This is a genomic window from Streptomyces colwelliae, assembly GCF_048158785.1.
In the GTDB taxonomy this organism is placed as follows: Bacteria; Actinomycetota; Actinomycetes; order Streptomycetales; family Streptomycetaceae; genus Streptomyces.
Window position 1 is genome coordinate 1 of record NZ_JBLTJC010000345.1, and the last position, 10,874, is coordinate 10,874.

At 69.5% G+C, this 10,874-nt stretch carries 9 protein-coding genes; 4 read left to right on the top strand and 5 right to left on the bottom strand.

Features of this window, described 5'->3' with window-relative positions; translation table 11 throughout:
- The first annotated feature begins 81 nt into the window (after positions 1 to 81).
- Entirely contained in the window at positions 82 to 2,478 is a 2,397-nt protein-coding gene (locus ACNFOC_RS42825) for a cation-translocating P-type ATPase (RefSeq protein WP_416964412.1), read from the top strand.
- A 132-nt stretch (positions 2,479 to 2,610) separates the two neighbouring features.
- Here ACNFOC_RS42825 and ACNFOC_RS42830 read toward each other — a convergent pair whose 3' ends face one another.
- The 3 genes from ACNFOC_RS42830 to ACNFOC_RS42840 all read right to left on the bottom strand — a co-directional run bounded on the left by ACNFOC_RS42830 (position 2,611) and on the right by ACNFOC_RS42840 (position 7,843).
- Positions 2,611 to 3,555 (bottom strand): hypothetical protein, encoded by a 945-nt coding sequence (locus ACNFOC_RS42830; RefSeq protein WP_416964413.1) that lies wholly within the window; start codon positions 3,553 to 3,555, stop codon positions 2,611 to 2,613.
- Between the two features lie 204 nt (positions 3,556 to 3,759).
- Positions 3,760 to 4,539, bottom strand: a complete 780-nt coding sequence (locus ACNFOC_RS42835; protein WP_416964414.1) for a calcium-binding protein — start codon at positions 4,537 to 4,539, stop codon at positions 3,760 to 3,762.
- Positions 4,540 to 4,708: 169 nt separating this feature from the next.
- The gene (locus ACNFOC_RS42840) at positions 4,709 to 7,843 is read right to left on the bottom strand and encodes a sacsin N-terminal ATP-binding-like domain-containing protein (protein WP_416964415.1); all 3,135 of its coding nucleotides are present in this window, start codon (positions 7,841 to 7,843) and stop codon (positions 4,709 to 4,711) included.
- 130 nt (positions 7,844 to 7,973) lie between these two features.
- Here ACNFOC_RS42840 and ACNFOC_RS42845 point away from each other — a divergent pair, with 130 nt between their 5' ends.
- The gene (locus ACNFOC_RS42845; protein WP_416964416.1) at positions 7,974 to 8,246 is read left to right on the top strand and encodes a hypothetical protein; all 273 of its coding nucleotides are present in this window, start codon (positions 7,974 to 7,976) and stop codon (positions 8,244 to 8,246) included.
- 35 nt (positions 8,247 to 8,281) lie between these two features.
- On the opposite strand, the gene ACNFOC_RS42850 is transcribed toward ACNFOC_RS42845, so the two are convergent.
- Complete coding sequence (locus tag ACNFOC_RS42850; protein WP_416964417.1) at positions 8,282 to 8,473, bottom strand: DUF397 domain-containing protein; 192 nt, start codon at positions 8,471 to 8,473, stop codon at positions 8,282 to 8,284.
- The gene (locus tag ACNFOC_RS42855; protein ID WP_416964418.1) at positions 8,470 to 9,339 is read right to left on the bottom strand and encodes a helix-turn-helix domain-containing protein; all 870 of its coding nucleotides are present in this window, start codon (positions 9,337 to 9,339) and stop codon (positions 8,470 to 8,472) included. Before ACNFOC_RS42855 ends, ACNFOC_RS42850 begins: the two co-directional genes overlap by 4 nt.
- Before the next feature lie 157 nt (positions 9,340 to 9,496).
- On the opposite strand from ACNFOC_RS42855, the gene ACNFOC_RS42860 reads away from it, so the two are divergent.
- Complete coding sequence (locus tag ACNFOC_RS42860; protein WP_416964419.1) at positions 9,497 to 10,000, top strand: ATP-binding protein; 504 nt, start codon at positions 9,497 to 9,499, stop codon at positions 9,998 to 10,000.
- Between the two features lie 228 nt (positions 10,001 to 10,228).
- A partial coding sequence (locus tag ACNFOC_RS42865; RefSeq protein ID WP_416964420.1) for a helix-turn-helix domain-containing protein occupies positions 10,229 to 10,874 on the top strand: 646 nt, incomplete at its 3' end.

Sequence of the window (10,874 nt, forward strand, 5' to 3'; positions counted from 1 at the left end):
CCCCGCCCGCCGTCCTCCCCTGGTCGGATCTTCCGGGCACTCGGCGGGTGAAGCCGTAAATCCGCACGTACCGTCGAATGCATGACGCACACCGACGCGGGCGCCGAACTCGACCCTGTGCACCCCGTGCCCGTCCCTCCCGCACGAGCGCGTGGGCTCACCGCCGCCGGGGTCGCCGAGCGGGTGGCGCGCGGGGAGGTCAACGACGTCCCGGTGCGCAGCAGCCGTTCCCTCGGCGAGATCGTCCGCGCCAACGTGTTCACCCGGTTCAACGCGATCATCGGCGTGCTCTGGCTGATCATGCTGTTCGTGGCGCCGGTCCAGGACAGCCTGTTCGGGTACGTGATCATCGCCAACACCGGGATCGGGGTCTTCCAGGAGTGGCGGGCGAAGAAGACCCTCGACTCCCTCGCGGTGATCGGTGAGTCGAAGCCGACGGTACGGCGTGACGGGGCCGCGGTGGAGGTGAGCACCTCCGAGATCGTCCTCGGTGACCTCATCGAGATCGGGCCCGGTGACAAGGTCGTTGTCGACGGGGAGTGCGTCGAGGCCGACGGCCTGGAGATCGACGAGTCGCTGCTCACCGGTGAGGCGGATCCGGTCGTGAAGCGGCCGGGGGACGCGGTCATGTCCGGGAGTTTCGTGGTCGCCGGCGGTGGCGCGTTCGAGGCGACGAAGGTGGGGCGTGAGGCGTACGCCGCCCAACTCGCCGAGGAGGCCTCGCGGTTCACGCTCGTCCACTCCGAGCTGCGCACCGGTATCTCGACGATCCTCAAGTACGTGACGTGGATGATGATCCCGACCGCGATCGGCCTGGTCATCAGCCAACTCGTCGTCAAACAGCACGGGTTCAAGGACTCGATCGCGCGGACGGTGGGCGGGATCGTCCCGATGGTGCCGGAGGGGCTCGTGCTCCTCACCTCGGTGGCCTTCGCGATCGGGGTCATCCGGCTTGGCCGGAAACAGTGCCTCGTCCAGGAACTTCCGGCCATCGAGGGCCTCGCCCGCGTCGACACAGTCTGCCTCGACAAGACGGGCACGCTCACCGAGGGCGGCATGGACGTCACCGAACTGCGGCTGCTGGGCGGGGCCGACGAGACGTACGTTCGCAAAGTCCTCGGCGCGCTCGGGGAGTCGGACCCTCGGCCGAACGCCTCCCTTCAGGCGATCATCACCGCCTATCCGGACAGCGAGGAGTGGCGGTGCGTGGAGTCGCTGCCGTTCTCGTCCGCGCGGAAGTACAGCGGGGCGTCCTTCAGCGAGGGGAACGGGGAGTCGAGCACGTGGTTGCTCGGCGCCCCTGATGTGCTGCTGGGTGCGGACGATCCCGCGCTGGAGGAGACCGGGCGGCTCAACGAGCAAGGGCTACGGGTGCTGTTGCTGGCCCGGGTCTCGGGTGAGCTGGACGATCCCGGGGTCGCGCGGGGCGCCTCGGCGACGGCGCTGGTGGTGCTGGAGCAGCGGTTGCGGCCCGACGCGGCGGAGACGCTGGCCTACTTCGCCGAGCAGGATGTGCAGGCCAAGGTCATCTCCGGGGACAACGCGGTGTCCGTCGGGGCGGTGGCCGGGAAGCTGGGGCTCAGCGGGCAGGTCGTGGACGCCCGTCAACTGCCCTCGGATCAGGGGGAGATGGCCAAGTCGCTCGACGAGGGCACGGTGTTCGGGCGGGTCACCCCGCAGCAGAAGCGGGACATGGTGGGGGCGTTGCAGTCGCGCGGGCACACGGTCGCGATGACCGGGGACGGGGTGAACGACGTACTCGCCCTGAAGGACGCCGACATCGGTGTCTCTATGGGGTCGGGGTCCGAGGCCACGCGGGCCGTCGCGCAGATCGTGCTGCTCAACAACAGCTTCGCCACGTTGCCTTCGGTCGTCGCTGAGGGGCGGCGGGTCATCGGGAACATCACGCGGGTGGCGACGCTGTTCCTGGTGAAGACCGTGTACTCGGTGCTGTTGGCTGTGCTCGTGGTGTGCTGGCGGGTTGAATATCCGTTCCTGCCACGGCACTTGACGCTGTTGTCCACGTTGACGATCGGGATTCCGGCGTTCTTTCTCGCGCTGGCGCCGAACAAGGAGCGGGCCAAGCCTCATTTTGTGCGGCGGGTGATGCGGTATTCGATACCGGGGGGTGTGGTGGCGGGGGTTGCGACCTTCGTTACGTACCTGATCGCTCGTCACCACTACACGGGGGAAGGGGCGTTGGAGGCGGAGACCAGTGCGGCGACCTTGACCCTGTTCCTGATCTCCATGTGGGTGCTGGCGATTATTGCGCGGCCGTACACGTGGTGGCGGGTGGCGCTGGTCGCGTCTATGGGGGCGGCGTTTGTGGTGGTGCTGGTGGTGCCGTGGCTTCAGCACTTCTTTGCTTTGAAGCTGGTGGGGGTGACCATGCCGTGGATCGCTGTGGGGATTTCGGGGGTGGCGGGGGTTGCGTTGGAGCTGGTGTGGAGGCTGGTTGATCGGCGGGTGCCGGCGTGAAGGCTCCGTCTGACAGGCGGTTCGTCGGCTGCGGGCCCGGTGGGGGCTGGTCGCGCAGTTCCCCGCGCCCCTAAAAACAAAAGCAGCTGCCCGCGTCCCCGTTTTTAGGGGCGCGGGCAGCTGTCTGCGTTGTTACTTGACGTCGACGTAGTCGCCCGTGGCGTTGACCGCCGGGGTGGTCGAGGTGCCCGCGAAGCTGTAGCGGAAGTAGCCGTCGGCCGTGGCCTTGACGGTGGTCTTCAGGTTGCCCGTGGAGTTGGTCTTGATGGTCTTGACCGTGGTGTACGTGCTGGAGTTCTTCTTGCGGAACTGGAGCTTGACCGGCTGGGTCGAGTAGCCCGCGTACGTGTTGGTGTCCCAGTTCGCGCGGGTCAGCTTGCCGGTGACCGTGATGGTCGCGCCCTTCTTCACGGGCTCCGGCGCGGCGTTGACCGTCAGCTTCGACAGGCGCTGCACGTTCGGGGAGGCGAAGCCGCCCTTGTCCGCGTAGCCGACCTTGGTGATGTCGATGCTGCCGCTGGTCGGGTCCTGGCCGTTCCACGCGATGGCCTCGGCACCGGCCCTCCAGACACCGGCGTCGGTGCTCGACAGGTCACCCAGGTCCGGGTAGATGTCGATGGTGCCCTTGCAGGAGGCGACGGTCGTCGAGGTGGCCGTGCAGGTGGCGAGGTCGTCGCCGAAGAGCATGTTGGTCGGGCTGTCGAGCGAACCCTTGTAGAGGTACAGGTCGGTCCAGAAGTCCGACGCGGTGACGTCGACGTCGGCGCCGTGCGTCAGCGTGTACGTGACCGGGACGGAGACGCGGGCGGCGGCACCGACCACGATCGGCTTGCCGCCGTGCACCTTGAGGTTGGAGAAGGTGACGTCCAGCGCGTACGGCTGGTCGTCGGCGGCGGTGGCGGCGGTGGCGGCCGCGAAGGAGTTCTTGCCGGAGGCGGCGTGGGCGGCCTCACGGATCTTCGCGATGTCCGAGCGGTACGAGCCGGCGTCGGAGCCCGCGGCCTGCGCGGCCGGTACGGCGAAGGCGGAGAGAACCAGGGCGCCGGAGACGGCGGCCACGGTGGCGCTTATGCGCATGCGTTCCCCAAGTGGGAAAGGGGGCCCCGGCGCGCTGGTCGTTCCGAACGGCTCGTCGTCGGCGCCGGGGCCCAAGTGATGGCGGAGCCTGTTGGCTCACGTGTTCTGATTCGCGACCGGTGGTGAGGGTTGTACGCCGGAATCAGTTTTTGTACGGGTATTGCGAACAGATGGTGAAGTGCCGGGGTCCCGCAGGGCGGCCGGTTACTTCACGTCGATGAAGTCACCCGCGGCGTTGACGGCCGGGGTGGTCGAGGTGCCCGCGAAGCTGTAGCGGAAGTAGCCGTCGACGGTCGCCTTGACGGTGGTCTTCAGGTTGCCCGTCGAGCTGGTCTTGATGGTCTTGACCGTGCTGTACGTGCTGGCGCTCTTCTTGCGGAACTGGAGCTTCACCGGCTGCGTCGAGTAACCGGAGTACGTACCGGCGTCCCAGTTCGCGCGGGTCAGCTTGCCGGTGACCGTGATGGTCTTGCCCTTCTTCACGGGCTCCGGCGCGGCGTTGACCGTCAGCTTCGACAGGCGCTGGACCTGGAAGGTCTTCGCGTTGTCCTTCTGGACGTAGTCGTTGTCCTTGCCCGTGGCGATCGCCCAGACCTTCCAGCCGCCGGCCACGGAGTTGATCAGGTTGGAGCCCGGCTCCAGGTCGTACGACGACTTGCAGGTCGACGTCGTGGCGTTGACCTTGGTGCAGGTGGAACGGCCGTCGCTGCTCTTGGCGACGGCACCGCTGTCGGCCGAGTCGATGTTCGCGCCGTGGTACAGGATCGCCTGCGCCCAGCCGACGCCCGAGGCGTCCTTCACCGTGAAGCTGACGGTGATGGTCTTCTTCGCGGTCGCACCGACGACGACCGCCTTGCCGCCGTTCACCACGACGCCCGAGATCGCGGTGTCCCCCTGCACCTCGTCGGCCTGCGCGGCAGGCACGGCGAGGGCGGAGAGGGCCAGGGCGCCGGTGACGACGCCGAGGATGGCACGCATACGCATGGGGTCCCCAGGTAGAGAAGTGATCGTGGAGCCTGTTGGCTCAGGTGATCAGATTCACGACGAAAGGGAATGGTTGTACGACTCGTGAACTTTTTTCGGAACGGCCGTGAAGATCGCCGGGGAGGTCGCCGGTCCGCTCGGTCGAATCAGTCGAACCACCGGTCACGGGTCAGTCGAACCACCGGTCACGGGCCAGTTCCCGCGTCCGCGACGGGTCCTCCAGCAGCGCCGCCACCTCGAAGCGGCGGGGCCACTGACCGGCCGCCCAGGCCAGGCCGGCCGCCACGCCTTCCAGCGTCGAGGCGTGCAGCACCCCGTCCCGGGTCCGGCGCCAGTCGATCTCCACACCGTCCACGACGAGTTCGTCGTGTTCGACGTAGGTCGCGGGGGTGAGCGGTCCGAGGAGGATCCGGACGGATTCCGGTACGTCGTGCTCGGCGCCCTCGGAGGTGACCTCGCCGGTGACCGACTCGCTGAGCCGCCGCACCTGGAAGAGTTCGGCCAGCTCGGCCGCCCTGGACGGCCGTACGGGCAGGAGGGGGACGCCCGCGGTGAAGGGGAGCAGGTCGGGTGAGTCGACGACCATGGCGTCGGCCGCGTCCACGACCGTCACCTCGCCGTCGACCACGGCGCGCAGGTCGTCCGGGAGGGTCACCTGCTCCGGGTCGAGGTCGGCCAACGCGCTGTACAGGGCGTGCAGTTGGGCGCCGGTGACCTCGCGGTCCGGGTCGGCGAGGCGGTCGAGCAACTCGGCCGCCCCACCCGGCTCTTCGAGCAGCGCGGCCACGGAGGTCCGTACGCCGAGAGCCCGCAGCACCTGCTCGTCGTCGAACCCGGTCGCGTCGGCCTCGTCGTAGAGACCGCGCAGGAGGGGGTCGCCACCTGCTGCCAGCAGGCCGGCCGGGCGGCGGCCGTCGAGCACCGGGTTGCCGCGCAACCACCAGGCCGTGTACGGCCGTACGAGTTCGTGTGTGCCGTCGGGCAGCAGGACGCGGACCTGTTGGGTGATCGCGTCGCGGAGCGGGGGCTGGGCGAGGAGGGCGAGGGCCTGGGGCCAGCGGTCGTCGTCGACGAGGTCGAGGTCGCGGACAGCTACGAGTTCCGTGGCCACGGGGGGTACGGGGGTGTCGGGGAAGCGGTCGAGGACGTCCTCCGACCACACGTCCACGGAGTCCAGCAGGCCGGGGTCGTCGGGTTCCGCGAAGTCGCTGTCGCGGGGCTCCAGTTCGTCCGGGTCGAGGACGACGTCGGTGGCCCGGACGAGGGCGAAGGTGGCGAGGACTCCGCAGGCGGCGAGGGGCTGTTCGCCCCAGCGGTCGGCCAACTCGGAGTCCACGAAGGCGAGTTCGTCCTCCCGCATCACCTGGGCGAACGGGCTGCCGGGCAGCACCAGTTCACCGGCGGGCGCGAGTTCGCCCTCCTCGTCGGGCAGGGCGAGGGCACCGAGCCAGGGTTCGTCGCCGGGTTCGAGACCCGCGTCCCGCACGAGGGCGAGGACGGTGTCCGCCAACTCCTCGGCGTCGGGGGCGGGTTCGTCCCATACGGCCCCGCCCTCGTCGTCGATGGAGGCGGCCACGGCGGCCCGTACCTGAGGTGTGGTGAGGACCGCGCGGGGCGTGGCGGGCAGCGCGCCGAGCTTCTCCAGGAGGGGGTGCGCGGCGTCCGGGTGGGCGACCTTGAGGCCGAGCCGGGCGAGGACTTCGGGTTCGACCCGGGCGGAGTCGGGGGTGGGGAGGAGGACTTGGCGCGGCCCGATCGTCGTCCTGCCGTCGGCGAGCGGGACGGGCAGCCCGGACAGGCGGTCGGGGTCGACGCCCGCGAGGCTGTCGTAGAGCCGCCGCCACCAGCCGGGGTCCTTCTCCAGACCGGCCAGCCGGTCGACGGCGTCGGTGAGGAGGACCCGGGCGACGCCCAACGTCCGTAGTTCCACGCGTCGTTCGAGCCCGGCGGGGAGGAGGGTGGGCAGCACCTCGGCGAGGACGCGCACGGTGTCGGAACCGGCGCCCTCGACGACCTCGGCGTCCCGGGGCCGTAGCGACTCGGGCAGGTCGGAGTCGTCGTCGCCCTGGCCGTCGGGCTCGATGGCGGGCGGGAGGAAGGATGTGCGCGGGAGGCGCTCCAGGATCGCCTGGCGCAGGATGCCGTCCAACTCGCCCTTGCCCAGGGAGCCGGGGACGAGGTCGATGATGCCGGTGGTCACCGGGCGCCAGGCGGCGAGGAGTTCGACGTACGCGTCCGCCGCGCGCTCCACCACGAAGTCGGTGAGCGGGCCGGGGGCGGCATGCCGGCGGGTGGTGTCGAGGGGCAGCGAGGCGATCAACAGGGCGGGGACGCCCAGGGGTTCGTCGCTGGGCGTGGGCGCGTGCACGACGGGGCTGGTGCGGGGCCTGGCGGGGGTCCCGTCCTCGTCGACCGGTACGGCCCAGGTGACGGACCAGTACGGGCGCAGCCGCTCCTCGACGGGCCGGTCGGCGAGCAGCTCCTTGGCCAGTTCCCCGTGCGCGGCGACGGTACGCCACCGGGTGGTCCCGTCGCGGCTGTCGTCCACGACGGTGTCGGCGCGCTCGGTGCGCCGGACGAGGGTGCGGGGTGCCTGGTCCCCCACCTCGACCACGACTTCGGTCAGCCCCGGGAGGGCGAGGAGGAGAGCGTCGTCGACGGCGCCGAGGAGGCGTTCGGCGAGGTCCTCGGCGGCGGTGTCGCGCAGCGGGAGGATGACGACCGTGTCGTAGGAGTCGGGGGCGGTGCCCTCGGCGGCGAACGGGAGGCGGAGGAGGGGGATGTGGCCGTCGCGGCGGCGGATCTCGGTGCCGAGTCCGGGGCTGTGGCGGGCGGTGTCGTCGGCGAGGGTGCGGGACTCGGCGAGGGACCAGCGGACGCCGCCGTGCCGCCCGACGACGGCGGGTTCGTCGGTCACGGCGACGACGGCGGCGAACCCCACGCCGAAACGGCCGACCGCGCTGTCACCGGCGTCGCGTTTCGCGGACGCGCGGAGGGTGGAGAGGGATTCGACTCCGGCGGCGTCGAGGGGGGCGCCGGTGTTGGCGGCGCAGAGGACGCCGTCGCGGAGGGTGAGCCGCAGCCGGCCGGCCACGCCCGCACGGGCGGCGGCGTCGGCGGCGTTCTGAGCGAGCTCGACGACGAGCCGGTCCCGGTACCCGCCGAGGACGAGATCCTCCTCGGCGTTGGCGTCCTCCCGGAACCGGGCCGGACTGGTCGCCCAGGCATCGAGCACCCCACGCCGCAGACGGGCGGTCCCGAACGGGTCGGCACCCTCGGCAGCGGGCCGCACGAACTTACTCACGTACGTTCACTCTCCTCATCGACGTCGCGACGAAGGTACCGCGCGGAGAGGGGTGGGTTTGCCGTGGAGGGTGTCCGGTGCGGAGGGTGTGAGGGACGGGGGGATGCGTTCGTGTCCCTAAGCTCGGTTCATGGACATTCGCGGCATCGATCCCCGTGACACCGCGTGGGAGCAGGACCATGCCCGTTACCGCGTCTACTTCTGGGACGTGGCGGCGGTGACGGCGTACGAGTACGAGGTCCTGGGCGAGGTCGACGTCGACGAAGTCCTCACCTGGGCGTCCCCATACGCGGCGGAGCGGGCCTGGACCTACACGGTCTACGCGGCGGTGACGCCCGACGAAGACGGCCCGGGACTCATCCGCCTGGCCGGCGTCCTGGGCGACCCGTTCGCGGGTGCGTGACGAACTCCGCCCAGGTCAGTTCAGTTCAGGTGCCGTCACACCTCTCCCAGCTGGTGCACGAAACCCGTCCAGGCGGCCGGGGTGACGGTGAACCGAGGGCCCTCAGTGTTCTTGGAGTCACGGATATGGACTATGCCGGGGACTACGGCAACCTCGACGCAGGAGTCACCCTCGGGGCCGTCGCTGTAGCTGCTCTTGAACCAGGCCAGTTCGGGCTCGCGGATCATGTTTCTCCCAGCAGGTGTTCGATGAAGGCCAGGGACTCCCGTGGGGTGAGAGCCTGAGCCCGAATGGTGCTGTATCGCAGCTCAAGAATGCGAAGCTGCTTCAGCTCAGAGGTCGGGCGACCGTTGAACGCTCCGTCGGAACGTCCCACCGCCGTACCGTCCTCGAACTTCAGCACCTCGATCTTGCCACTCAGCCCAGGGTGAGCCCCAGAGTCAGTCGGCATTACCTGAAAGGTGACGTTGCGTAGCTCCGCAACCTCCGCCAGGTGTTCGAGCTGCTGACGCCAGACCATTGTGCCTCCCACCTGTCGGCGTAGCGTCACCTCTTCCTGAACGAAGCTGAGCATGGGCGCTGGAGATCGTTCGAAGATTGTCTTCCGCGCCATGCGAGCAGCGATAAGACGATCCATCTCCCCTGCCGAGTAGGCGGACTGGGATACCTCGAACAGGGCTCGCGCGTGTTCCGGTGTCTGCAACAGGCCATGGAGACTGAGCCCGACGTAGACCCCGAACTCAATCGCCTTGGCTTCCGACTCCGCCAAGTCCCGCACCTTCTTGGGATACCGGACCTTCTCCACGTCCTCCTTCATCGCCGAGATGAGTCCATCCGCGCCCAACACATCCTCGGACTTGTCCAGATACTCGGGCCGAGGAATCCGCTTCCCGCCCTCGACCTTGTAGACGAGATCCTCTCCATACCCCACCGCCACCGCGAACTCCGGGACCCGCATCCCCACCGCCTCGCGCCGCAGCTTCAACTGCCGCCCGACCGTCGCGAGGACCGCCAACCCCCACTCGTCGTCCGGGTCCACCTCCCAACCCGGTTCATCCGCCTCGCCGTTGACCCGCTCCGGTTCCACCGACATCCCGCACCCCTCCTGATCCGTACGACCGTGCCGCGACGCCCCTACCCGCGCGACCCGTCCCGACAGCCCGGACACGACCGGACAACGCCTGGACAGTCACCGTACGCAACGGCCATGTCACTGTTCACGGTAAGCACGCGCGGCCACGCTGAGTGACGTGATCCAAGAAACCACCGCCTCCGAAGCCCAGCCCAAACCCCAACTCGGCAACCCCAGCCGCAACTTCACGGTGCAGTTGTCCCCCACCCGACGCGGCGCCCGCCTCGCCCGTCTCCTGGCCACCGAACAACTCCGGTCTTGGGGAATCCCGTTGGACCCGGCCCGCCAGATCGTCGCCGAACTCGCCACCAACGCGGCCACGCACAGTCGCGTACCGGGCCGGGATTTCAGACTCACCCTCTACGTCGTCGCCGGCATCCTGCGCATCGAGGTCTCCGACACCCGGGGTGACCGTCCGCCGCTCCCCCAAGACCCCCCGCAGGACGGGGAGTCGGGCCGGGGCCTGCTGATCGTCGAGGCGCTCGCCGACCGCTGGGGCTGGGACCCGGGACCTCGCCCCCGCAAGACGGTCTGGGCGGAACTGGTACTGGACCACGCACCGAAGCCCGGAAACCCGAACTCCGGTGCAAGGGGCGCCTTTTCCCAAGAACCACGACGGTGAAAGAACCCCCACCAAGCCCCACCCCACCCTCCCGGCAGCCGGGCCCGCCATTCACCCATCCGGGTGAACATCATCAACTGGGCTGGATTCCGGGCAGGTTGCGTGATCTACGCTCAGCGCGACACCAACTCGGCACATCAGAAACAACTCCAGACATACGACGGCCCTCGCCGGGACGGCAATCCCAAGGCGAGGGCCTGACCACCAAGGAAGAGAAGAGCTTCCCCGATGGATACGCACGACATTAGCGCGCCCCCGCGCGCCCAGTCCCGGCACGCCGCCGACAAACACCCGAACCAGCGGCACCCCCGTTCAGGACACTCCGGCGTTGGACTCACGCACGACAACGCCCGCCACACCACCCGCTTCACGGTGATCGGCAACCACCTCGCCCAGCACCCGGAGTTGTCGGCGCTCGCGATCGGACTCGGCGTCCACATCCAGTCCCTGCCCGCGGACTCCCGCGTCGACATCAAGACCCTCGCGGCCCGCTTCCCGGAGGGCAGGGACCGAATCGCCGCCGCGCTACGGGAGTTGGAGACCCACGGCTACCTGCGTCGCGAACGGCACCGGGTCCCCGACGGCCGCATCATCACCCGCACGATCTCGTGCAACCAGCCCGGCAGCAGCCGTAGGGACAGCCATGCCCCGGCAGCGCTGAAGAAGCCGAAGAAGCACACGCCCCGCAAGGCGCTGCCGCCCGTACCGCGCCCGGCCTACCCCTCCCCGGCGCTCATCCAGCAGGCCACGGACCTCCTGACGGGCCTCCGCCGCCACGACCCCCGCCTGCTCCTGTCGGCCTGCGACACGGCCCGGCCGCGTCCAGGGCGTCCAGATGGGCGACCAGGGCCGAGTACGGGCGGCTGTACTCGGC